Here is a 25,450-nt window from a genome sequence, read left to right as displayed (position 1 = left end):
TTTAAGTTCAACGATGAACAAAGTAAAAAGAAATTTGGGAAGAATGCAAGAAAAAAAAAGATTTATTCTCCGCTACCCGCAAACTCCATCAAATAAGCCTTGATAAAACCATCGATCTTACCATCCATCACGCCGTTCACATCACTGGTCTGATAATTGGTGCGATGGTCCTTCACACGACGGTCGTCAAATACGTAGCTTCGTATTTGCGAACCCCATTCAATCTTCTTCTTACCGGCTTCCACTTTAGCCTGCTCGGCCATACGGTGCTGCAGTTCTTTGTCATATAAAATAGAACGTAACTGACGCATGGCATTTTCGCGGTTCTTGGGCTGGTCGCGCGTTTCGGTATTCTCAATCAGGATTTCTTCTTCTTCGCCTGTATAGGGATCTTTGAACTGGTAACGCAAACGCACACCGGACTCCACCTTATTCACATTCTGGCCACCTGCTCCACTGGAGCGGAAAGTATCCCATGAGATATTGGCTACATTGATATTCACCTCAATCGTGTCATCCACCAACGGAGTGACAAACACAGAAGCAAAAGAAGTCATACGCTTGCCCTGAGCATTATAGGGAGACACACGCACCAGGCGGTGAACTCCGTTCTCCCCTTTCAGATAACCGTATGCATAGTCACCCGATATTTCAATGGTACAAGTCTTGATACCCGCTTCGTCGCCTTCCTGCAAGTTGGAAATAACCGCCTTGTAACCATAGGTTTCAGCGTAGCGCAAATACATGCGCATCAGCATGCTTGCCCAATCCTGGCTTTCCGTACCACCGGCACCGGAATTGATTTTCAGCACACAATCCATCTGGTCCGCTTCTTCACGAAGCATATTCTTGAGTTCAAGAGCCTCAACGGCGGCAGACGCCTTTACATAGGCTTCATCCACTTCCTCCTCGGTCACCAGCTCGTCCTTATAGAAATCAAAGGACAATTGCAGTTCTTCCGCCAGCGTCTTCACTTCGTTGTAACCGGAAATCCATTGCTGCAGTCCTTTCACTTTCTTCATCTGGGCTTCGGCAGCTTTCTGATCGTCCCAAAATCCGGGAGCTTGGGTACGAAGCTGTTCTTCTTCCACTTGTATTTTCTTTCCCTCAATGTCCAGATAGCGGTTCAACGCTTCTGCACGTTCTTTTATATCTTTCAGTTGTTCTGCTGTAATCATAATTGCATTACATTATATCTAATTACGATTTATGGCTAAAATCAAGGTTTTATACCTTAAACGGACAAATAAATACTATTCGGATTGCAAAGGTATGAAAAAAAACATAAATTTGCAGATATCAACCTAATAAGTATTACTTATGAACAATCCATTCAAGCAAATCGGTCTGTCGCTGCTGTTATTAGTAGCACTGAGTCTGGGAAGTTGTTCCCAGAAGTACAAGTACGAGACTGTACCCAACGACCCGTTGAAAGCACGAATCTACACGTTAGACAACGGGCTGAAGGTGTATATGACCGTTAACAAGGACCAGCCTCGCATCCAGACGTATATCGCTGTACGCGTAGGCGGCAAGAACGACCCTGCCGAAACCACCGGACTGGCTCACTATTTTGAGCATCTGATGTTTAAAGGCACCACTCATTTCGGTACACAGAATTACGAAGCAGAACAGCCGTTACTTGACCAGATAGAACAGCAATTCGAAATCTACCGCAAGACAACAGACAGTGTTGCCCGCAAGAATATTTATCATGTCATAGACAGCCTTTCTTACGAAGCTTCCAAACTGGCCATCCCCAATGAATACGACAAACTCATGTCCGCCATCGGTGCCAACGGCACCAACGCTTACACCAGTTTCGACGTGACTTGCTACACCGAAGACATCCCCAGCAACCAGGTTGACAATTGGGCACGGATTCAGGCAGATCGCTTCAGGAACTGTATCATCCGCGGTTTCCATACAGAACTGGAGACCGTGTATGAAGAGAAGAACATGTCCTTGACACGCGACCCGCGCAAAGTGTACGAAAATATGCTGGCCGCCTTATTCCCGCACCATCCTTATGGTACACAAACCGTATTGGGCACACAGGAAGACTTGAAAAATCCCTCTATTACCAATATCAAGAACTATTACAAGCAATGGTATGTTCCCAACAACATGGCAATCTGCCTGTCGGGTGATTTCGATCCCGACCAGATGATCACTGCCATAGACAAGCACTTCGGTTCTTTACAGCCTAATCCCAATCTGCCCAAACTGGACCTGCCGAAAGAGACCGAGATTACCGCTCCGATTACACGTGAGGTTTACGGTCCCGACGCAGAAAGTGTAGCTTTGGCATGGCGTTTCCCCGGAGCCGCCGACAAAGATATAGAAACCCTGCAAGTCGTTTCACAAATCTTATATAACGGACAAGCCGGCCTGATAGACCTCGACCTGGCGCAACAACAAAAGACGCTGAGCGCATACTGCTACCCGATGACCATGTCGGACTACAGTGTATTCACCATGCAGGGACGTCCCAAACAAGGACAGACACTGGACGAAGTGAAGGACCTTCTGCTGGGTGAACTGAAGAAGTTGCGCGACGGAGACTTCGACGAGAAGATATTAGAAGCCAACATCAACAATTTCAAACTCTATCAACTGCAACAGCAGGAAAGCAACCGCGCCCGCGCCGACTGGTTCGTACAATCATTTGTAAACGGAAGCGACTGGGCCGACGAAGTCACCTCCCTGGACCGCATGTCTAAGCTGACCAAACAAAATATCGTGGACTTTGCCAATAAATATCTGAAGGACAACAACTATGCCGTTATCTACAAGAAGCAGGGCAAAGACCCGAACGAGAAGAAGATGAGCAAGCCGGCAATCACTCCCATCGTGATGAACCGCGACACCGCAAGCAGCTTCCTCAAGGAGATTCAAGCAAGTACCGTTCAACCCATCGAACCGGTATTCCTGGATTTCTCCAAAGACCTCAGCCTGCTGAAAGCCAAATCAGACATACCGGTCATCTATAAGCAGAACGACACCAATGACCTGTTCCAATTGATGTACCTCTTCGATATGGGCAACCGCAATGACAAAGCGCTGGGCACCGCTGCCCAATACCTGGAATATCTGGGAACATCGGACATGACACCCGAAGAAGTAAAAAGCGAGTTCTACCGCATGGCCTGTACCTTCTTTGTCTCTCCGGGCAGCGAACGTACTTATATCGTACTCATGGGACTAAACGAAAATATGCCGAAAGCCGTAGAACTGTTTGAAAAGCTGCTGGCCAATGCACAAGTCAACAGAGACGCCTACAGCAATCTGGTAAATGACCAGCTGAAACGCCGGAAAGATGCCAAACTGAACCAGTCGCAAAACTTCAGCCGGCTCATGACCTATATGGAATGGGGACCCAAGAATCATGCTACCAATGTATTGAGCGAAAAAGAGCTGAAAGAAATGGATCCGCAGGAATTAGTGAACCGCATACATAACCTGAACAGTTTCAAACACCGCATCACTTACTACGGCCCCAGTTCACAGGAAGACTTCCTTGCCGTTATCAACAAGGAGCACAACGTGCCCCAAACCTTGAAAGAGCTGCCCGAAGGCATTGAATTCAAACAACAGCCCACTACTGAAACCCAAATATACATAGCCCCTTACGAGGCGAAACAGATATATATGGCTCAGTATTCCAACCGTGGCGAAAAGTTTGATCCGGCCATCGAGTCCGGACGCCGTATATATAATGAATACTTCGGTGGCGGCATGAACTCTATCGTATTCCAGGAAATGCGCGAAAGCCGCGGATTGGCCTACTCCGCATGGGCAGGACTGGACAAGCCGGGCTGGCCTAAGTATAACTACAGTTTCAGCACTTACATCGCCACGCAGAACGACAAGATGACAGATGCCATCAATACATTTAATGACATCATCAACAATATGCCGGAATCTGAAGCTGCCTTCAAACTGGCCAAAGAAGGGTTAATAGCCCGCCTGCGTACAGAACGCACCATAAAGAACAATGTAGTCTGGAGCTATATCAATGCACAGGATTTCGGGCTAAATACCGATAGCCGCATCCAATTGTACCAGGATGTACAGAAAGCCACTTTACAAGATGTCATCGATTTCCAAAAGAAATGGATAAAAGGGCGTACTTACTCCTATTGCATACTCGGTGACAAGAAAGACCTGGACATGGAGGCCTTGAAGAAAGTAGGGCCAATAACAGAACTGACGACAGAAGAAATCTTCGGATATTGAATCCCGGAGATATAAAATAAGGATAAAGCTGTACCAAGTGATTAAATACGTTTTGGTACAGCTTTATCCTTATATACCCGTTGGCGGAATTCTTTTATTAAACTTTATTCAAAGCTTGTGAATATCCGTTCGCAAGCCTTGAATATATGTTCGCAGCCTTTGAATATCCGTTCGCGCACTGCGAACAGAGATCTCACTTAACTCCGCGACTTTTTAGTCTTAACTTCAAAAGGTTTTTCTTTAGCTTCCCTGGAAGTTTCCAATAGTATGATTCCATCCATACCGATATCATTCATAGCTTGGCAGATTGAGTCAAAATTCATGCCGGGACATTACCCGAGTAACACCGATTACCACAAAAGCAAAGCAAATGCAACTCCCGTAAGACAGGCTTAATAGCTTGAATATGACAAGTTAAGGATTCCCCCTTTAGATTAACGTGAGTTCGATATAATTCAAAATAATCTTAGCTGCCTGTCGTTTATAAATTGTAGGTCAATGGCGGCTTACCCCAGTTATCCTGTCAGAATCTGATAACGACAGGATACTGTTCATCTCATTGATATTTAAGAAATAAATTGTATAATACGCGCGGTGAGAGAGGTGTGTGTTTTCGGTTTTTTATTCATTATTTGTTCCATTGTATAGGCTGAAACAGGCATTTCCGGCAGTAGATCGTCCATCTGTTCCAGACAGTCCACTACTCGCAGCAAGGCAAGAAAGTTGCCCATATTGATGTTATAGGCCTTCCCGTTCTCAAACTGGCGCAAGGTGATAAGACTGACACCGGCTTTCTCGGCAGCCTCTTTCTGGGTGAACCTATAGGTTAGCCTGTATTCCTTAAATCGCCTGCCCAGTTCCGCTATGATTTCCGGATTGGCCATGGCTCGGTGATGTGATTCGTTGTCATATCGAAAAGGTAAATATATTAACTGTTAAATCAAAATATGATAGATAATAATTAATATATTTACCATTATATTGAATGGTGCGAGATGTCGTTTGTGTGCTAATCCCCCAATTCAACGCTTCGCTTATTGCCACCTATAATTGGGCTTTGCGCAGGCTTTATGTCCTGAAGGCTTTTTAGCATCCCTTCCATTTGGAAGATTTTGGCGGCAGCGATGAAGGTGGTAGCGGATACATCCGGCTGGAGGCTTTTAAGTACGTTCTCCGATGGCTGATATCCTCTCATCTTCAGTTCCAGAATGGTATTGAAGTCATCATTTCGCATAGCCTTCATGAAAGCCTGCTCTTGTTCGCTGGCAATGTCCGGCATTTGGATCGTATACAGTTGCTTGCCGAACAAGAGCAAGTTTTCTCCGATAAAATCGGCGTGTTCCGGCTTGACCCCGCAATCCTTGGCAGTCTCATGCCAATGCGATACGGTTTCCTGTACCTTTTCGATAATCTGTTTGTGTTCCCGGATACCCATGTTCTCACCTACCTTTTGCAGATCTTCCATCGTGAAATTATCTTGTTTGCCGTTGAGTGACAATTGGTGGCGGTTCGTCCATTTGCCGCCCGGTGTGTATGAGCAGCAGAGGTCATATGCCGGGGCCAGCTTCCACTTCCCTTGTCTATCCATCAGGAAAGAGAAGTTCTTGCTATGGTCGTCATGGTTCCGGCTCATGACGTTGAATACCATTCTTCGGTATAGTTCCTCCTGCTCTGGATAAGGGAGGTTCATCTGCCGCATGATACGGAATATCTCTTCGTATGAATGGCGTTGATTACGGTCATAGTGAGCAAGCCCGGCCAATGTCTGTACATGGATCTTCTCTCCGTCTTCCATACGGTCAAAACGGCGTGTCATAAAGTGATATGACTCTTTTTCCTGAAGCAACCGGCATTCCATCATATCGATACCGCAGGCTTTTGCCATCCGGTGATAGGCATATTCGATATTTCCTATTCCTTGTGGATTGTCCGTTATCTGCGTGTGTTCGCAGTATTTGCCGCCATCAAATTTCAACAGCCAATACCCGAATCCTTCAGGGGCTTTTACCTGTCCGGAACGTACCTCTCCGGTAATATCGTTATAGGCGATGATGGCCTTGGGCTTGGCACCTCCGGCAGATGTTCCCACTTTCAGTATATCTAGGATGTTTCTTCCTTCCTGGCGCAGTTGGGCCTGAAAAGCCATTCTGTCCGTGAATACGGATTTGGCAAGCTCCGTCAGTTCCTCGATATGGAGCACTGATGATTCGTTCATGCCGTTGATTGGCGAGGACGGCTCAAACTCCAGTGCACCCATGCCACGTTTACCTACATAGCAAAGCCTGTCTAAAGGAGTAATCTCTTCTCCGGACAATCCCTTGCTGGCAAACCATTCATTGATGATCTGGTTTCCAAAAGTATCCGGCAATGAATCGGCAAACAGGCCGGGCAACCCCTTGAAACAGTCGGTACGGTTTTCAAGGAACCGGTAGGGTGTGTTCCTGTACTGGCCGACGGGCATGATGACAGGAGAAATGTCAAGACCGGAGCGGATGAACTTCCGTTCATAGTCGAACAAGGCGGCATTGCTTTCCTTTTCCCAATAGAGAGAGCCTACGCTTTGTCCCCATAGCTTTACATCTACTATCAAATCATTCATGGTTATCTTGTTTTAAATGGCGTACACGGTAGCGTTTCTTTCCTTGCAGTTTTTTGAGCTCTATCGGGCTGACCCGGATTTCCGGTACCAGTTGCTCCAGGCTCTCCAGCAGGCCGAGCGAGCGGAGTACGCTGATGAACAACAGCAGCGATACCGATTTACCTTTCTCGATGTTCGCAACGGTCAAGGGGCTTACACCGGAAGCCGTTGCCAGTTCTTCCTGCGTGATATGCTGCGTGATACGTGTCTCTTTGATGCGCTGGCCGATTCTCATCAGCACAGCCGGATTGCTCATTTCATTCCACATGGTTGTTCCTTTTTTGCAAATATACAAATAATCCATATAAATGTATGGATTAACTTGAATATATAATATTAATCTATATAAATATAATGATTATAGCTGACTTGTCTTTTCTTGAAATCACAATGTACTGTGAATATGAAAGAGATAGGAAAGATTATTAAAGAGCGCAGGAAGAGTTTGAAGGTCAATCAGCTGGAACTCTCCGAGCTGGCAGGCGTGGACATCAGTACACTGGTGGCCATCGAGCGTGGAGAAGGCAATCCTAAATTGGCAACATTGCTTTCCATTCTTGATACGCTTGGGCTTCAAATGACTATCGGATTGAAAAGTTGAATTTAACTGTTAATTGAAATGAGACGATGTAAAGTCTATTTACACGGTATTAAGTTCCTGATTAAGAGTACGGGCTTCTTCGGATTTACCTTTTGCCCGGTTCGCTTTGACGTCCCACAACGTAAGGGACACTTCTTTCTTACAACTGAAACCTGCCTGAGTTCCGCTAATGGTGATACGGCCCATCACAGGAGCCTTACCGTTTTTCACTGATTGGTTCTTTGTGTAAAATAACACTTTGAATGTACTTCTCATAACTCAACTTTTTTTAGTTACAAATTTAATTACTGTTGAGCCATTTGAGGTTATGCAAAAACAGGCAATCAATTGAAAATTAATCTATTGAACCCCATTTGAGAACTTTTGGAAGTGAGTTACGATTTGGTAACGTAACTCACTTCCAAAGCATCTTTTAGAAATACCTGGTTTCACGAGAAGAAACCAACAGTTTACCTCATTGAAACCGAAGCTGTCCCTAATCCAGCAGAAGAAACTATTAGTTAATTACCAAAATCCCCTTACCTAAGCTTTATTCCATAAAAGCTTAAATAAGGGGATTACCATACTATTTTAATTCTGTGCTCCTACTCTTCGTACATCTTATCAATAATCTCTTTGTAGTTCTTCGCTACAATAGGACGCTTCAACTTCAAGGTATTCGTCAGTTCACCACGCTCCATGCTGAAAGGTTCGGGCAACAAAGTAAATCGTTTCACTTGTTCGTAATGGGCAAACTGCTGTTGCAGGGTGTCAATACGGGCACGGAACAGAGCCTGTATTTTGGGATGTTCCAACAGGTCCTTCATGGATTGGTACTCGATACCTTTTTCCTTTGCATATCCTTTCACCAGACCGTAAACAGGTACGATGAGAGCCGATACGAACTTACGCTCATCAGCGATTACAGCTATCTGGTCAATGTAGCGGTCGATGATAAACTGCGTTTCCAAAGCTTGCGGGCAAATATATTTTCCGTTGGAAGTCTTAAAGAGGTCTTTTATACGGTCGGTCAAATAAAGCGTATTGCCCTCCAGACGTCCGGCATCTCCGGTATGGAACCAACCGTCAGCATCAATAGCTTCGGCGGTAGCCTCAGCCTTTTTGTAATATCCCGGGGTAATAGTCTTGCCGCGAAGCAGCACTTCGTTATTCTCACCTATTTTCACTTCCAGATCAGGCATCATCTCGCCTACCGAACCCAAGACAAAATTCCGGGGAAGGAAACAAGACACAGTAGCTGTACTCTCCGTCAGTCCGTAACCCACCACCATATTAATGCCTACCGAATGCACAAACTCGCACACTTCATTGGATACGGCCGCTCCTGCCGTAGGAAAGAAAGTACCGTTCTCTATACCGATCGTTTTCTTAAGCAAGGCATATACCGTCTTTTCATAAAACTTATATTTCAGATGAAGCATCAAAGGCGGAGTCTTCCCCAAACGCAAATAATCCAGATTATGTGCCCTTCCCACTTTGATGGCATCAAGCATCATTGCCTTCTTCAAACCAGTTTCCTGCTCAATGCGTTCCTGTACACCTTGATAAACCTTCTCCCAAAAACGAGGAACACTGCACATCACTGTAGGACGTATCTCCTTAATTGTAGTCTGAATGTCCTGTGGACGCAGATTGACACAAACTTGGGCTCCCCGCTGCAAACAGACATACGTCCATCCACGCTCGAAAACGTGTGTCAGTGGAAGAAAGCTCATGGACACATCCTGATCGGTAAGCGAAGGAATACGAATTTCATGTGTACGGAAAGCTTCCATATAATTATAATGCATCAGCATTACCCCTTTCGGCTCACCTGTAGTACCGGAAGTATAAAGAATATTAGCTATGTCGGCAGAGGAGACTTCCGCCGTACGCCGTTCCACTTCGTCATTGTAGGGCAATCCTTCACCTTGCTTCAAGAATTCATCAAAGTAGATGGAAGTCAAGTCCCGCGAATCCCTTTGAACTTTACGGTCAAAGATAATAATCTGCTGCAGCGACTTACACAACCCGAATACGCAAAAAGCAGCATCATACTGAAACTGCTCCCCTACGAAGAGGTAGCGTATCTGCGCATCATTGATGATATATTGCACCTGGGATGGCGAGCTGGTTGCATAAAGCGGTATAGTCACCACACGGTCAGCATAAGAACCGAAATCCATATATAGGCATTCGGGCTTGTTTTGTGAGAAGACACCGATGTTCTCCTGTACCTCCACCCCCAACGACAACAAAGAGTTGGCTACTTGCCGGACGGTCTGTGAAAATTTATTCCAAGTAACAGGAATCCATTGAGAGGTTTCATAGTCTCTGTACTTCAGGGCTATCTTTTCTCCATACTTCTCCGCCTGTCGATGTACCATGACAGACAAATGATGATAAGTCATAATCTTATGAATTGATAAATACGCTACAAAGGTAATGGTTTCATTTGGAACTACTTCCATTATACATACGAATTCTTCATTATATGTTTGTAACAACGCTTCTCTCCATAAAAAGATTCCCCCTCTCTGCATACCTGATATTCACATATCGGCAACAAAGAGGGGGACCAATCTTATGAAATGTCTTCTACGAAATTATAAATCGTAAATGGACAATCTCGGATATTTAGAGTAAAGATTGGGGTTCTGTAACTCTTCCTTCTCAGGAATGCGGAACAGGTAATATTTACTATTCGGAGCAAATGGAGTTTTATCAGGCAGGCTGATAATGGTATGTCCGTTCACGGCTACTTCCTTCCCATTCACGGTAATGGTTCCACTGTATTCTTTGCGTTCTACAGACTGTTGGTTACGGATAAGGTCAGTCAAGGCAAAACCTTCTCCCCATAATTCTTTACGGCGCTCTAACCAAATTTCCTTGAGTAAGGCATCACCCGTTTCTGTCACAGCCTTCGCTGTTTTACCGGCTTTCATACGTGCATCACGCAATGTCTGCAAAGCTTGCTGCGCTTCACTTTCCTTACCTGCAAGATGGGCGGCGGCCTCAGCTTTGATCAAGTACATTTCCGAAGTACGCATCATAACCAAGTCAGCCAACATATTATCAACATCCTTAAACAAGAACTTGCTATTCAGCATAGCCCAGTCTCCATAAGCTGTCTGTCCCCAATTGAATAGATCTTTACGATAATCATCATCATCGAACTTAGCTTTGAAGTAAGGATCCATATTAAGGCTGGTATAACCTTCTGAAGTAATACAGTCTTTGAAGTAAAACAGGTAACAGGGCATGTTATCATCAATAGTGCAAGACAATCCCCATATCCATTCCTTATTTGAATAGTCGTTGAAACCGCTCTTATATTCGCTTTCGCTCATCAAATAGGGATTGATGGTCAAAGCAGCCACAGCATAGTCATAAGCCTCCTGCCAATTGCGGGCATATAAGTGGGTACGAGCCAGCAAACCCAGTGTTACCAGATGGTCAATCTTGTATTGGTCTTCCTTCACATTGCCATGAGAATAATTCTCAGGGATGAGATCCAATGCATCCTCCAAATCACTCAAAGCCTGAGCATACACTTCGGAAACACTGGAAGCCGGTTTTCCGGTCAAAGCAACTTTGTCATCTGTCGGTTCAGTATAAATAGGTACACAGACTGCATTGGGATCTTTATCTATAGCAAATGAATAATGAGAAGCCAGAATCATATAAGCGTAACCGCGGGTAGCGAATGCCTGTCCCTTGATACGTGCCTTATCTTCCGCAGTTCCGGCAACATTGTCTATATGCTTCAAAATACCGTTACAGTTATTAATCGGATCATACATCAAGTCCCAAAGTACACCATTATACTCACCACGCGAATATCCGTTTGTCAGATTATAACTTCCCGAGAAACCATAGCTTCTTGTTCTGACCGCATCTGAACCGGCAAAATCGTCATTCAGTTGAATGGAGCCTATGCCGATAGAAGCATAAGTAGAGCCTGAATTAAAGATATAATTCCATGCACCTCTCAGCACACGCTCAGCATTCTCTGTATCTTTATATACATTTCCAGCATCAAGTGAGGTAGTAGGAGTAGTATCCAAGTCACAAGATGTCACTGCACACGCCATCAAAGCAACGGCACATATATTTTTAAGATTCATCTTCATATTTATATTCTTTATTAGAGTTTCACATTGATACCGAACGAAATTGTCTTCATAGCCGGATAACGGAAAGAAGCCATACCACTGACAGGTTGTTCTGGGTCCAAACCTTGTTGCTTGCTGAATGTCAGCATATTTTCACCTTGTACGAATACACTTGCATCTTTCACAGTTAGCGGATGCAACCAACTCTTCGGCAGATTATAATTCAAAGTGATTGTCTTCAGACGAAGGAAAGAACGATCGACCAGCCAACGCGTAGAAGAAGAAGTAAACTTGCTTGTTCCGTCTTGTGTCAAACGGGGAATGTCCGTATGTGTATTTTCCGGAGTCCAACGGTTCAACAGCTCTTTACTCATACTGTCACCATTACCACCGTTCACCTTCATCAGCATGGTGATGTCATTGTTGTAGATTTTACCACCGATACCATAGGAGAACAACATCGACAAAGAAAGGTCTTTCCAAGTAAGGTCAGATTGAAAACCTCCACTCAGTTTAGGCAACGAACTACCAGCTTTTACCTTCTTGTCCGAAGTCAGGCTAGAGTAATCGTTGGTCAAGTGTCTGGTCCCGTCAGCATCATAATATGCCCATTGTGCATCACCGGTTTCGGGATTGACTCCTCCCCACTCATACAACCAGAAATCATAAAGAGAACCACCTTCTACCCACTTCTTGGAGCCTTGCCACATTACCTCTGTAGGTAGCTTAACAATCTTGTTCTTATAAGTAGTAGCATTTACAGATAATCTCCAAGTCCAGTCACGGGTCAGTACAGGAGTACCGTTCAATGTAAATTCCCAACCGTAGTTCTTCAACTTACCGATATTGGCGTCAATCGAACTAAAGCCGGAAGAAGGAATCAAGTCACGGCTAAATAACAAATCTTTAGACGCACGGTTAAAGTATTCAACAGTACCATTGATACGATTATTAAAGAAGCCGAAGTCCAAACCGATATTAAAATTCAAGTTGGTTTCCCAAGACAAATCCGGAGTTGCCAAACGGGAAGTATGAAGTGTAGTCTCTCCCAGGAAACTGCCCACACTATATAACTCCTGATAAGCATAATATCCCACATTATCGTTACCCTGAGCGCCATAACTTGCACGGAGACTCAAATTAGACAACCAGCTATTGGCTGCCTCTTCCAGAAACGCTTCCTGATAGATTTTCCAGGAACCGCCGAACGACCAGAATGTACCCCAACGGTTATCCGGATGGAAGCGTGAAGAACCGTCGGTACGTACAGATGCCGACAGGAAATAACGTTGATTATAAGAATATTCGGCACTACCGAAATAGCTCAACAGTTTGTACTGGTCACTGTTTCCACTGAAACCGGTCAAGGTTGACGCAGCATCCGGTTCATAATAACCATCAGTAATCACACCGGAACGTGAACCACCGAAATTGGATGTATTATACTCATAATACTCCTGTCCGGCCATCAAGCGAATGTTGTGCACTTCCTTGAAGCTACGCTCCCAGTTTACCACATTATTGAATGTCATACCGGTAGTGCGATAATTAGACTTGCTCACAGAACCGACCAAAGGTTCTTTTCCATAAGTAGGATTTGAATAATCATGTGAGAACTTACTGTTATAGTCAACGCTCAAAGACATCTTATAGCTCAATCCCTTGATCGGGGTTATCTGCAAGAATCCGCGTATAGAAGCCGCATCTCTCTTATATTCGTTCTTATCATAGTACATGGACTGAGCAAAATTATAACCGCTGTAAGAACTCTTACGGTACTTGCCATAGTCATAAATCCTATTCCCGTTCTCATCGCGTAAATAAGCACCAGTATCAAGATCACGTTCATAAACCGGATAGAAAGAAGGCAATGAGCGTGCAGCCAATACGATATTACCGATTGCCGTATCGTTCTGTTTCGGGTAATTCTGTATAGAATGAGTTCCGGATACATTCAAGCCAACCTGTAACCAATCACGCAAATCGGAAGTAATGTTCGAACGCAAAGTATAACGCTTAAAACCAGAGCAAATATAAGCACCCTGGTCATCCAGGTAACCCAAAGAGAAATAATATTTGGTATGCTTGCTTCCACCGGAAATACGTGCGCTCAAGTCTGTGTAATGCGCGTCCTGCGTCAAAGCATCTTCCCAACTGTCATTCCACAACGGAGTAGCACCGGCTACCAACTGGCCGTCCAGCCCTATCGGCTGTGCATATTTGGTTCCGTAAGGGTTAATACCGATAGACGAAATCAAACCGGAAGAGGCTCTTTGTGCAGCATCTTCTGCTGAATGACCATCATCCATCGCTTTATTGCGAATGGCTTCCCATTGCAGTTTGAAGTAATCATCTGTACTCAACTGGTCATAGTCACTTACCGCACGGCTTGAGAAACCATACTTGGCAGACAACTCAATAGTCGGAGCAGACTCAGCACCCTGTTTAGTAGTGATCATGATAACACCGTTTGCAGCACGTGAACCATACAGAGTAGCTGCAGCGGCATCTTTCAATACTGTGATAGAAGCGATATCCTGTGAAGATATAGAAGATAAAGCACCGTCATAAGGAACTCCATCCACTACGTAAAGCGGGGTAGTCGAAGCATTGGCCGAACCGATACCACGGATATAGATACTGGCATCTTCTCCCGGCTGCCCGCTGGTAGAAAATGACTGCAAACCGGCTACACTACCCTGCAGAGCTTTTGTCACACTGCTGACCTGGGAGGAAGCGATAAGCTTCTTGTCAACAATGCCCGCCGAACCGGTAAATGTTGATTTCTTGGCCGTACCATAAGGAACGGTAATCACCACCTCGTTGAGGGCCATGGAAGATTCCTGCAACTCTACATTAATGACACTACGTCCTTTAACAGGAACTTCTACCGTTTCATAACCTATGTAGGAGAATACAAGTGTACCTTTTGTATCCACCTTCAAAGAATAACTACCGTCCACTGAAGTAATTGTACCTTGTCCACTACTACCTTTTACCATAATGGTTACCCCCGGCATTTCATCACCTTGAGCCGTAACCTTACCTTTCACTGTGACATCCTGCGCGTACACCATTACGCACAAGAACAGGCCACATAAAAAACCAATAAACCTATTCATAAAATTTCGAAACTTGATTAATTAATGATTTATAATTACGAAAGTCATTTGTTTGCTTTTAAGCTTTCATTCAATCATGATAAGGAATGATAATCATCTTTTCACTATTATAACATTTTAGTTAAGCCCGTGCAAAATTATATATAAAAAGAATAGCATCCAATATATTAATAAAATAATAGCAAACAAATCTCAATAATGAGCAAATAGAAAGTATTTTGCCCATTAAAGATTCAAGTTTCTTCCCTTATTATCTTAAAAATTATTTGTAAGTTTGCACACCGATAACTTTTTATTAGAATATGAAATACGATATACCGACCTTAGTTTCTGATGCGACCGGATTGTTGAAGTCACTGATAAGTATTCCCTCTTTAAGCCGTGACGAAAAGGAAGCAGCCGATTATCTTCAGAATTACATAGAGATGCAAGGGATGGCGACCGGACGAAAAGGAAATAACGTCTGGTGCTTCAGTCCTATGTTCGACTTAAAGAAACCTACTCTGCTGTTGAACTCACACATTGATACGGTAAAACCCGTCAATGGCTGGAGAAAGAGCCCGTTCGCTCCTACTTTGGAAAGTAACGGGAAATTATATGGACTGGGAAGTAATGATGCCGGTGCCAGCGTAGTCAGTCTGTTGCAGGTATTCCTGCAACTATGCCGTACCACGCAAGCGTATAACATGATATACCTGGCCTCTTGTGAAGAAGAAGTTTCCGGCAAAGGCGGAATAGAGTGTGTTCTCCCGGAACTCCCTCCCATACAATTCGCTATTGTAGGCGAACCTACCGAGATGCAACCTGCCATTGCCGAGAAAGGATTAATGGTACTGGATGTCACAGCCTACGGCAAATCCGGACATGCAGCCCGCAATGAAGGAGACAATGCCATCTACAAAGTATTGGACGACATAGCCTGGTTCCGCGATTACCGCTTCTCCAAAGAATCTCCTTTACTGGGTCCTGTAAAGATGAGTGTCACAATGATTAATGCCGGAACGCAGCATAATGTGATTCCCGACCGCTGCACCTTTGTTGTGGATATCCGCAGCAATGAATGTTATAACAACCAAGAATTGTTTGCCGAAATACAAAAACACATTGCCTGTGAAGCCAAGCCCCGTTCATTCCGGTTAAGCTCCTCACATGTAGAAGAAGGACATCCGGTTGTGCAGAAAGCAATCGCGATGGGACGTGTTCCTTTCGGTTCCCCTACCCTGTCAGACCAAGCCTTGATGTCTTTCCCCTCGCTGAAAATGGGACCGGGAAAAAGTAGTCGTTCCCATACAGCTGACGAGTTTATATTTGTCAAGGAAATAGAAGAAGCGATAGAAATATATCTGGAGCTGCTGGATGGAGCCGATATCTGACAACAGACACTACCTGTTCAACCACGGTTCCGGATTCAGCTTTTCTTTTTCCCTTCTCAATTGGAAATGAAGCACGGTGCGTCCATTGTCCGAACCATCGGAGAAAATCTGGCCGAGAGTCTGCTTGGTAGTCACATTGTCGCCCTGCTTGACAGAAGCGGAAGACAAGTTGCAATATACGGAAATATAATTGCCGTGGCGGACAAGAATATTGAACAGCCCGTTCAACTTAAAGACAGCAGCCACTTTACCATCAAAGATGGCACGGGCTTGCGCACCCGGTTTCCCTTGAATGTCAATGCCCTTGTTATCCAGCTTGACATTACGCAGGCCTTCCACAGAATACTGCCCATAATGACTGGTAATAATATAAGCACCGGTAATAGGCATAGGCAACTTACCACGGTTGCTGGCAAAAGTGCCGGACAGTTCACGGTCAGCCTTACTCATGGTATAAGTCTCCAGCGGCGCACTCTTCGGTTTGGAAGCTGTTGCAGCAGTAGCCGCCTTTTCATTTGCTTTTTTACGAGCAGCCGCTTCACGGCGCGCTTCCGCTTCAGCTCGTTTACGCGCCTTCTCTATCTCTTCTGCAATCAGACGATCAATACGGGCATTGAGTTGATTGGCCTCACGCCGTTTCTTGTTCAGTTCATTTTGCAATCCCCGTTGCTTCTTCCGCAAATTGGCAACAAGCGTTTTTTTCTCCTTTTCCTGCTCCTCCAGCTTTGTCTTTTCCTCTTCCCGTTCTTTCAACAATCCCTCCTTAGCCGCTTTTACCTGCTGTAGTTCCTGTTTCTTGCGGTTCACCTGTTCCTGTTTCTTCAAGACCTCTTCTCCCTGCAAACGCTGATAGGTAGCATACTCACGGACATAGCGCAGACGACGGTAAGTCTGTGCCAAACTTTTCGCCGAGAAGATGAACATCAACTTCTCCTCAACAGAACGGTTCTTGTACAGATACTGCACAGACGACTCATATTTTTGCTTCTTGTCTTTCAAATCCCGTTGCAAACGCACCAGTTGCCGACTTAAAGAAGCCATTTCGCGTTCTATAGCCTCCACATCATTATTAATAGTCAAGATATAGCGTTTACGCTCCTCTATCTGCCCGGTCAGTGCGGCAAGGCTGTTCAACTGGCTGCCGACATCTTTCTTTGTCGTTTTCAGAAGAGTCTCCGACTCCGCTATCTGCTTCTGCAAAGCACCACGCTTCCCTTCCAACTCCTTGATCAACTTGTTGGATTGGGCAAGGAGCGGTGAAGCCTGGCAGAGAAGGCAGAACACAAACAGAAGAAGGAAGCAACGTTTCATCAGTCCAGTTATTAATTAAATACTATTACATAAGGCTCATCAACATTTCCAGAAGTTCCTTCAATTCCACCTTTCTATATTTACCCGAAAGTTGAGTCGGAGACAAAGAAAACCCCTTATCCGAAAAATCGTAAAATTCGACCTGTCCCTTTTCCAAAGATGGAATACCCAGTTCCTTCCCTGTCAGTGTTTTTTTACCATTCGGTTTGGAAGCGGCATAAAGCAGTTTTTCAAGATGTGCGAAGTCGGCTTTTTTAGGCAGGATATCCTTCAACTCTTTACGCGTGGCCTGCACATAACGTTTACCCATGCGGTCCACCAGCAATATATCATCCGGAGTAACCTCCATGCGGGCTACTTCCGTACGGATAATCGGCATCAGGAAAGAGATTTGCATACGTTCGCCACTTTTCAGTTTCATGGTACCATTCACTGTCAAGGTAGCATCCTTATGCGGAACCGTCAACTGTACCTTGGAAGAAAGACAACCGGAATCTTTCGTCAAGGAGGAACTTGCCTGTCGGGAAGTCTTACATCCGGCAAGGCATACAGCCATCAAAAGCAAAAATGATAAAAGGCGTATCATTCCCACTGCACTATTTTTCAGTAGTCTCGGTTTCATCGGCAATATATTTCTTTTTCGCTATTTTTTGTTTCAATGTTTTTGACTTGCTGCCCATCTCCAAGGCCTGTTTCCAATATTTCAAGGCACCGTCCACATCACCGGTCATATAATAGATGTCACCACAATGTTCTACAACCACATCGCTCTTGGCACCCTCCTCACTCTTCATCGCGTCATCAATGTATAGGCGCGCTTCGGCGTAATTTCCTTTCTCAAACAGAATCCATGCGTATGTATCAAGATAAGTGGAGTTGTTCGGTTCGGCCTTCACCGTCTTATAGCTCATCTCTTCAGCCTTATCCAAGTCACGGCGTTCTACGGAAAGATAATAAGCATAATTATTCAGCGCACCTATGTTCGAAGGATTATACACCAAAGCAGAGTCGTATGCCGCATACGCTTCCTTGTTCATCCTTTTGGTATGATAGGCATCTCCGATAATCGCATAGAAATCCGAAACGACTTCTTTCTTACTGTCTCCGTTTACATGTTCCAATGCCTTCTGGCAAACAGCAAGGGCATCATCGGTCCGTTCCGCCTGATTATAGGCGATGGCCAGATAAAAATAAAACTCCAGCATTTCAGGATTTGCCTCGACACCGGCTTCACACAGGCGGATAATATCTTCATAGTCTTCCTTGCGCACCGCCTCACCCAACAACATCATACGGGCGGCCGTATTCGTAGGATCAATATTCAGTACCTGCCTCAACACAGGCAATGATTCCTTGTTCATTCCTTTAGACAAAAGATATTGGGCATACAGCATCGGTAGCTGGGCGTCATCAGGATCTTGCTCCATGATACGGTTAAAAAGGGTAATGACACGGGTGCTGTCCTTTCCATCCTGTTCGTTCTGTACAATGAATTGGCGCATCACGTTCAGCTTGGTATCGGGAGCCACTTTCTTATTCAGCAGCAAGGTATCCAACTGGCGTTCATAAAGTTCCTTCTGACCGGTTGCCTCATAATAAGAAGCCATCGAATACATGGCCAAAGCATTCTCCGGTTCTTCCTTCAAGACCTTCTGGTAAAGCCGGTAAGCCTCCTCTTTCTTCCCGTTCTGCATATACACATCTCCTAGTACAATCTGATAACGAGTGTCCATCGGATATTCGGCTACCAGGCTCTCTATTTCACGGAATGCACTCTTGTCATCTTTCTTTTGCAGATAGATACGGAATTTCTCCATACTGAGCTGCTCACTCTTACCCATTCTCTCTTCCAGTTTGTTCAGGATACCGATTACCTTATCGTATGCTTCCTGGCGATTATAGATCTCGAGCAGGTTGTACAGAGGATCCAGCTTGCTGGAAAAGCGGGTAACCATTCCTTCCAGCAGTGCGGTGGCTTTTTCCTTCTCATTCTGCTGCATATAAAGATTCGCCAATCCCTGGCTATACCAAAAGTTATCGGGATCATTCTCCACAGCCTTTTCCAAGGCAGCCTGCCCTTGGGGAATTTTCTTGAGGAACATATAATACTGCGCCATCTCATACAAAGCAGACGAGGCATTCGGATGAATAGAAAGGCAATGTTGCAGCATATTGAAAGCTGCGTCATAATCTTTCTGAACTTTCAGCCGTACGGCTTCCAAATAGAAATAATCATATTTGCGTTGTTGTTCAGGAGTAAGCGAAGCAGAAGGAACAGTCACCGGAAGCTGCCCCCGCATTTGCCTGCGGGTTGTTCCGCAAGCGGACAACAGCCATACGGCCATACACAAAAGCAATAATATCTTGATTTTCATCCTTTCACTTTTCATTCTTCAAATCTTTCATTTCTCAATTTCCCCCTGTATGTCCAAAGCCACCGGCACCACGTTCTGTCTCATCCAGCACCTCCACTTCTTTCCAGGCAACCTGCTCGTGGCGTGCTATCACCATCTGGGCTATACGTTCCCCGTCCTCAATCACAAAGGTTTCTGCAGAGAGGTTAACCAGAATGATACAGATTTCTCCACGATAATCCGCATCAATGGTACCCGGAGAGTTCAGCACAGTAATTCCTTTCTTGATGGCCAATCCGCTACGCGGGCGTACCTGCGCCTCAAAGCCGGCAGGCAAGGCAACAAACAATCCGGTAGGAACCAGGCAACGCGCAAGGGGAGCCAGGGAAATAGGTTCCGAAAGATTTGCACGAAGATCCATACCGGCTGACAGATCGGTGGCATAAGCAGGAAGCGGGTGTTTCGATTTATTGATGATTTGTACGTTCAGCATGATGTTATTTACAATTGGATGATTTACTATTTACGATTGAAACTACTATAAACAGGGGCGAAAGTACGGTTTTTTACACAAAATAGTGATACATTTGCAGTTAAATAATAGTAACTCCAATCGTAAATAGTAAATCATGATGAATTGGAACACCCTCATATCCGCCAAACGTTTCGGTCTGGAAGAGTTTCACGAAGAACGCCGCGAGAACCGTTCCGAGTTTCAACGGGATTATGACCGTCTTGTCTTCTCCGCCCCTTTCCGCCGGCTGCAGAACAAAACCCAGGTATTCCCGCTACCGGGCAGCATATTTGTACACAACCGACTGACCCACAGCCTGGAAGTATCTTGCGTAGGCCGTTCATTGGGTAACGATGTCTCTAAGGCACTCCTTATCCGCCATCCGGAATTACAGAACTCTTTTTTACCGGAAATCGGTTCTATCGTTTCTGCAGCATGCCTGGCACACGACTTGGGAAACCCTCCTTTCGGGCACTCCGGAGAGCGTGCCATCTCCACCTTTTTCTCCGAAGGAAAAGGGATGGCGCTCAAAGACAAGCAACCGAACGGTGAACAACTGACATCCACCCAATGGGAAGACTTGACCCATTTCGAAGGAAATGCCAATGCTTTCCGTCTGCTTACCCATCAATTTGAAGGCAGAAGGAAGGGCGGCTTTGTACTCACTTATTCCACGCTCGCCAGCATCGTAAAATACCCCTTTTCATCAAGCCTGGCGGGCAAGAAGTCCAAATTCGGTTTCTTTACTACCGAAGAAGAGAGTTTCAGTCGGATTGCAGAGGAATTGGGCATGAGGAAGCTGAACGGCTCTCCATTGAAATATGCCCGCCATCCATTGGTTTATCTGGTAGAGGCTGCCGACGACATCTGCTATCAGATGATGGATATCGAAGATGCCCATAAGCTAAAGATACTCACTACACAGGAAACGCAGGAACTATTGCTCTCCTATTTTCCGGACGGACGAAAAAGACACATGCTTAAAACACTGGACATCGTCAAGGATACGAATGAACAAATAGCTTACCTCCGTTCCTGCGTCATCGGACTGCTAATCCAGGAATGCACGCAAGCATTTCTGGATAACGAAAATACAATTCTGAAAGGAGAGTTTGAAGGAAGTCTCATCAGGCACATCTCCGAACTGCCCGCTGATGCCTACGAACATTGCGCCCGGCTTTCTTTTGAAAAAATATACCGTTCACGGGATGTATTGGATATCGAACTTGCCGGTTTCCGCATCATCAGTACCCTGCTTGAACTGATGATAGATGCCGTGTGTTCTCCCGAGAAAGCCTATTCGCAGCTACTTATCAACCGTGTTTCCGGCCAATATAATGTAAAAGCGCCTGCACTCTACGAAAGAATACAGGCGGTTTTGGACTACATTTCCGGAATGACGGACGTCTTTGCGCTCGACCTATATCGTAAGATCAACGGAAATAGTTTGCCGGCAGTATAAATCCTCCCGCCTCTAAGCCCCATGCCATAACTATCATTTTGTTAATCAAACATCCGAGTTCACTGCAGAAAACAGAATTCACAACGGAATAAATTAAATCTATGCTTTATACTTTGATTTCAAAATGATAGTATATACCTTTGTTGGATACTATTAAACGTAAACTTCAAAAATAATCTAATCATGGAAGCAAAAGAAGTAGAAGAAACTCGCATAGAAAGCGATTTAATAGGTACTCGTGAAATACCTGCAAGTGCCCTGTATGGTGTTCAAACGCTTAGAGGCATAGAAAATTTCCCAATCAGCAAGTTCCACCTGAACGAATATCCATTGTTCATCAACGGACTTGCCATCACCAAAATGGCTGCCGCAATGGCAAACCATGAACTGGAACTGCTGACCAAAGAACAAAAAGAAGCCATTGTTACCGCCTGCCAGGAAATACTGGACGGTAAACACCACGAGCAATTCCCGATAGACATGATTCAAGGCGGTGCCGGTACTACCACCAACATGAACGCCAACGAAGTAATCGCCAATCGTGCCCTCGAGATCATGGGGCACCAACGCGGCGAATACCAATACTGCTCACCTAACGACCACGTGAACTGCGCACAGTCCACCAATGACGCCTACCCTACTGCCATCCACATCGGCATGTATTATTCCCACCTCCGTTTCCTGCCTCATTTGCAGGCTCTGATAGATGCATTCCATCAGAAAGGAAAAGAATTTGCGCACATCATCAAGATGGGACGTACACAACTGGAAGACGCCGTCCCCATGACTTTGGGACAAACCTTCAACGGTTTCGCCAGTATCTTGGAAGATGAAATCCGACACTTGAATGAGGCTGCTGAAGATTTTCTGACTGTAAACATGGGAGCCACCGCCATCGGTACGGGCATTTGTGCCGAACCGGGCTATGCGGAGAAGTGTGTAGCTGCATTGGGCAAGATAACCCAACTCCCGTTCAGGTTGTCCAAAGATCTGGTAGGCGCTACCTCCGACACCTCTTGCCTGGTAGGCTATGCATCCGCCTTGAAGAGAGTGGCCGTCAAACTGAATAAAATCTGCAATGACTTGCGCCTCTTGGCCAGTGGTCCCCGTTGCGGATTGGGCGAATTCAACCTGCCCGCCATGCAACCCGGTTCCTCCATCATGCCCGGCAAAGTCAATCCGGTAATCCCCGAAGTCATGAACCAGATATGCTACAAAGTAATAGGCAACGAGCTTTGCGTCACCATGTCCGGTGAAGCCGCCCAGATGGAGTTGAATGCCATGGAACCCGTGATGGCCCAATGCTGCTTCGAATCCGTCGATTTGATGATCAATGGTTTAGATACCCTGCGCACGCGTTGCGTGGAAGGCATCACGGCCAATGCGGAACACTGCAAGACTTACGTACACAACAGTATAGGTATTGTAACCGCCTTGAATCCTGTCATCGGATACAAGAATTCCACCAAGATAGCGAAGGAAGCATTGGAAACCGGGAAAAGCGTTTATGACTTAGTGCTGGAACATGATATCTTGAGCAAGGAAGAACTTGATACGATTTTAAGCCCCGAAAACATGTTGCATCCCGTCAAACTGGATATCCATCCTAAAAAATAACCGCAGCAAAGCCGGATAGGACACGTTGCCGGCAGAATACAGAAGAGGCCCGGATAGGACAAACACCACCTATCCGGGCCTCTTCATTATATAAATACCGTCCCAATACGGAGCTCCGTTTCCTTTCACATCCTCAGGCAAGCACTTTATTAGCACCCGACGTAATCTTGCACGCTTCCGGCTCGTTTTCAATAAACGACTGGATGTGACGGATACGCTTCTCTGCCAATATCTCATCCACAGCAATCAGAATACCGGTTTCCTCCACATCACCGAAACCATAGTTGATTGCAGTGCCGAACATACGCATTGTAGGACTGAGGCTCATGTATGCATTTACCAAAGGAGGGATATTGTAACCCAGCTTACGTATCTCGCAATTCAGGATTTTATAATCTTCTTTAAAAGTGTCTTTACAGAAAAGGGCAGCCAAATCCTTCTCGTCCGATTCCAAAACAAGCGGTTTCATCGGAGTAATCAGATTCTCTTTATCAGCAAAATGTTTCTTTAAGAAATAAAGTATCATGTCACGTCCCTGACGATGGTAACTGGGATACATGGTTACTTTTCCAAAGAAGTATTTCACATTCGGCATAACCACGGTGAGTGCCCCCAGGCCATCCCACAAATTATCCAGCGCAAACAGCCCCTTACTGTCATTACGCGTGGATTGATATTCCAAAGTCACGAAAGAACGTCCCAATTCAATGGTCGTGGGAAGATACTCTTTCAAGAACTTGTCCGAAAAGTTAAACATGTGCGCAGTGGCAAGAACCGGAGCACCCTGTTCGTCCATACGGACATCCGTCCCCAGAAGATAACGGTAACCGCCCAGAATCTCTTCCGCTTCCGGATTCCAGACAATCAACTGCTTGTAGGGATTATCCATGATATCATATTCGTCGATATCCATCGACTTACCAGTCCCTCCTCCCGCAGCACGGAATGCAATCTCGCGCAAACGTCCGATTTCTTTCATCGTATTGGGAGAATCTTGGGCAGTAACGATGTATATCTGGTTATGACTTCTATTGGTCATGCGCAAACGTTTCTCCTCAGTCAACTCCGCTTTCAGCAATTCCTTACTTATCGGTGCAATAATATCTTCCATATTCCTAATTAGTAGTTCTTCTTTATTATTACTGTATTTCTACAATTTATATACGATATCCTTCACGTACTGCGCCCACTGAGCCGGCGTCTTCGACTTGTCGAACGTTTGCCAAGGAATGGGTTTGCCGATAGTGACGGTAAAAGTCTTGTGACGGTTTTTCAGCATCTCGTCTGCCAGATAAAGCATGGCGATATTGAATCTGATGCCCAATGTTTTGCAAAGATTGGCAAGATTATAAAAGAAATCGGAGTTACGGCCTTCAAAATGGATGGGAACCACGTCACGATGAGACTCGACGCTTTTTACGACAAACGTCTTCTTCCAATCCAAATCCCTGATAACCCCGTTCTGCCTGCGGGAACACAATCCGGCAGGAAACATAATCAACTGATTGTCCGACGCAAAACCGGCTTCCACCATCCTCGGAAAGTCCTTGGCCTGCTTGCCGGTCTTGTTGATGGGAATACAGAGCGGCGCCAGCCCATGCAGGTTCATCAGCAAGTCATTGACCATATACTTCACCTTGCCCTTGTAAAAACTACCCAGCACATAACCCAAAGCTACACCATCCTGGCCGCCCAACGGGTGATTGGATACAAACGTGCAAAGCCTGCCTTCAGGCAAATTTTCCTTTCCTTTCACCACAATCCCAGCATCCAGAAACTCCAGACATGCCTTCAGGAAATCTACGCCGACCTTATCTTTCGACTCCCGCAAGAATACGTTCAATTCCTCCTGATGTACAATCCGTTTCAAGTAAGAAACAACGAATTTAGGGATATACTTAGACTGCTTCGGAGCTTTTTCCCGAAGTATCTTATCTATGTCAATCAAAAATAAAGAGTCGTCAGCCATTCTTCTTTCGATAAAATGAATGCGCAAAATTAACGCATCTTTTTAATTAATTGCAAGAAATCACCGGAAAACTACACCCGAAAACTATCAAATAGCACCCAAAATCTATCATTTGACAGTTTCCCCCCTAAAGAGTGCCTGAAATTCACCCGTCGA

Annotated in this window: 18 protein-coding genes and 1 pseudogene; 5 read left to right on the top strand and 14 right to left on the bottom strand. The window is 45.2% G+C overall.

Annotated elements, in window-relative coordinates; all coding sequences use genetic code 11:
• Positions 1–62 precede the first annotated feature (62 nt).
• Entirely contained in the window at positions 63–1,178 is a 1,116-nt protein-coding gene (gene prfB, locus HMPREF9446_RS14490) for a peptide chain release factor 2 (RefSeq protein ID WP_009126468.1), read from the bottom strand.
• 142 nt (positions 1,179–1,320) lie between these two features.
• Between prfB and HMPREF9446_RS14485 the strand changes: the two genes are divergently transcribed.
• Positions 1,321–4,239, top strand: coding sequence for a M16 family metallopeptidase (locus HMPREF9446_RS14485; RefSeq protein WP_009126467.1), 2,919 nt, complete (start codon positions 1,321–1,323; stop codon positions 4,237–4,239).
• Positions 4,240–4,805: 566 nt separating this feature from the next.
• Here HMPREF9446_RS14485 and HMPREF9446_RS14480 read toward each other — a convergent pair.
• The 3 genes from HMPREF9446_RS14480 to HMPREF9446_RS14470 all read right to left on the bottom strand — a co-directional run bounded on the left by HMPREF9446_RS14480 (position 4,806) and on the right by HMPREF9446_RS14470 (position 7,181).
• A complete protein-coding gene (locus tag HMPREF9446_RS14480; RefSeq protein WP_009126465.1) occupies positions 4,806–5,123 on the bottom strand; it encodes a helix-turn-helix domain-containing protein in 318 nt (105 codons plus the stop codon).
• 125 nt (positions 5,124–5,248) lie between these two features.
• Positions 5,249–6,838: a type II toxin-antitoxin system HipA family toxin gene (locus tag HMPREF9446_RS14475; protein ID WP_009126463.1), complete on the bottom strand. Its 1,590-nt coding sequence runs from the start codon at positions 6,836–6,838 to the stop codon at positions 5,249–5,251.
• On the bottom strand, positions 6,831–7,181 hold the full coding sequence (locus HMPREF9446_RS14470) for a helix-turn-helix transcriptional regulator (RefSeq protein ID WP_009126462.1): 351 nt from the start codon (positions 7,179–7,181) through the stop codon (positions 6,831–6,833). Before HMPREF9446_RS14470 ends, HMPREF9446_RS14475 begins: the two co-directional genes overlap by 8 nt.
• A gap of 99 nt (positions 7,182–7,280) precedes the next feature.
• Between HMPREF9446_RS14470 and HMPREF9446_RS14465 the strand changes: the two genes are divergently transcribed.
• Complete coding sequence (locus tag HMPREF9446_RS14465; protein WP_009126461.1) at positions 7,281–7,478, top strand: helix-turn-helix domain-containing protein; 198 nt, start codon at positions 7,281–7,283, stop codon at positions 7,476–7,478.
• 42 nt (positions 7,479–7,520) lie between these two features.
• Here the strand turns inward: HMPREF9446_RS14465 and HMPREF9446_RS14460 are convergent.
• The 4 genes and pseudogenes from HMPREF9446_RS14460 to HMPREF9446_RS14445 form a co-directional block, all read right to left on the bottom strand.
• Positions 7,521–7,733: pseudogene (locus HMPREF9446_RS14460) on the bottom strand (Arm DNA-binding domain-containing protein); the annotation flags it as partial.
• Positions 7,734–8,062: 329 nt separating this feature from the next.
• The gene (locus HMPREF9446_RS14455) at positions 8,063–9,868 is read right to left on the bottom strand and encodes an AMP-dependent synthetase/ligase (protein ID WP_039969760.1); all 1,806 of its coding nucleotides are present in this window, start codon (positions 9,866–9,868) and stop codon (positions 8,063–8,065) included.
• Between the two features lie 195 nt (positions 9,869–10,063).
• Entirely contained in the window at positions 10,064–11,590 is a 1,527-nt protein-coding gene (locus HMPREF9446_RS14450; RefSeq protein ID WP_009126458.1) for a RagB/SusD family nutrient uptake outer membrane protein, read from the bottom strand.
• A 14-nt stretch (positions 11,591–11,604) separates the two neighbouring features.
• On the bottom strand, positions 11,605–14,694 hold the full coding sequence (locus HMPREF9446_RS14445; RefSeq protein WP_039969697.1) for a SusC/RagA family TonB-linked outer membrane protein: 3,090 nt from the start codon (positions 14,692–14,694) through the stop codon (positions 11,605–11,607).
• Between the two features lie 302 nt (positions 14,695–14,996).
• On the opposite strand from HMPREF9446_RS14445, the gene HMPREF9446_RS14440 reads away from it, so the two are divergent.
• On the top strand, positions 14,997–16,067 hold the full coding sequence (locus HMPREF9446_RS14440; protein ID WP_009126456.1) for a M20 family metallo-hydrolase: 1,071 nt from the start codon (positions 14,997–14,999) through the stop codon (positions 16,065–16,067).
• A gap of 9 nt (positions 16,068–16,076) precedes the next feature.
• Here HMPREF9446_RS14440 and HMPREF9446_RS14435 read toward each other — a convergent pair whose 3' ends face one another.
• The 4 genes from HMPREF9446_RS14435 to dut are packed head-to-tail and all read right to left on the bottom strand — an operon-like array spanning position 16,077 to position 20,222.
• The gene (locus HMPREF9446_RS14435) at positions 16,077–17,378 is read right to left on the bottom strand and encodes a murein hydrolase activator EnvC family protein (RefSeq protein ID WP_009126455.1); all 1,302 of its coding nucleotides are present in this window, start codon (positions 17,376–17,378) and stop codon (positions 16,077–16,079) included.
• A 25-nt stretch (positions 17,379–17,403) separates the two neighbouring features.
• Positions 17,404–18,000 (bottom strand): DUF4292 domain-containing protein, encoded by a 597-nt coding sequence (locus tag HMPREF9446_RS14430; RefSeq protein ID WP_009126454.1) that lies wholly within the window; start codon positions 17,998–18,000, stop codon positions 17,404–17,406.
• Positions 17,975–19,768 (bottom strand): tetratricopeptide repeat protein, encoded by a 1,794-nt coding sequence (locus tag HMPREF9446_RS14425; protein WP_009126453.1) that lies wholly within the window; start codon positions 19,766–19,768, stop codon positions 17,975–17,977. The genes HMPREF9446_RS14430 and HMPREF9446_RS14425 overlap by 26 nt, the downstream gene beginning before the upstream one ends.
• Positions 19,769–19,787: 19 nt before the next feature.
• Positions 19,788–20,222, bottom strand: a complete 435-nt coding sequence (gene dut, locus HMPREF9446_RS14420; RefSeq protein ID WP_039969758.1) for a dUTP diphosphatase — start codon at positions 20,220–20,222, stop codon at positions 19,788–19,790.
• A 139-nt stretch (positions 20,223–20,361) separates the two neighbouring features.
• Between dut and HMPREF9446_RS14415 the strand changes: the two genes are divergently transcribed.
• Both HMPREF9446_RS14415 and aspA read left to right on the top strand, forming a co-directional pair.
• Positions 20,362–21,708, top strand: a complete 1,347-nt coding sequence (locus HMPREF9446_RS14415) for a deoxyguanosinetriphosphate triphosphohydrolase (RefSeq protein ID WP_009126451.1) — start codon at positions 20,362–20,364, stop codon at positions 21,706–21,708.
• A 183-nt stretch (positions 21,709–21,891) separates the two neighbouring features.
• A complete protein-coding gene (aspA, locus tag HMPREF9446_RS14410) occupies positions 21,892–23,325 on the top strand; it encodes an aspartate ammonia-lyase (protein WP_009126450.1) in 1,434 nt (477 codons plus the stop codon).
• A 133-nt stretch (positions 23,326–23,458) separates the two neighbouring features.
• On the opposite strand, the gene HMPREF9446_RS14405 is transcribed toward aspA, so the two are convergent.
• Both HMPREF9446_RS14405 and HMPREF9446_RS14400 read right to left on the bottom strand, forming a co-directional pair.
• Positions 23,459–24,436, bottom strand: coding sequence for a GNAT family N-acetyltransferase (locus HMPREF9446_RS14405; protein WP_009126449.1), 978 nt, complete (start codon positions 24,434–24,436; stop codon positions 23,459–23,461).
• 39 nt (positions 24,437–24,475) lie between these two features.
• Positions 24,476–25,294: a 1-acyl-sn-glycerol-3-phosphate acyltransferase gene (locus tag HMPREF9446_RS14400; RefSeq protein ID WP_009126448.1), complete on the bottom strand. Its 819-nt coding sequence runs from the start codon at positions 25,292–25,294 to the stop codon at positions 24,476–24,478.
• Between the last annotated feature and the right edge of the window lie 156 nt (positions 25,295–25,450).

Source organism: Bacteroides fluxus YIT 12057 (assembly GCF_000195635.1).
GTDB lineage: Bacteria > Bacteroidota > Bacteroidia > Bacteroidales > Bacteroidaceae > Bacteroides > Bacteroides fluxus.
This window is presented reverse-complemented; position numbering and strand designations above follow the sequence as displayed.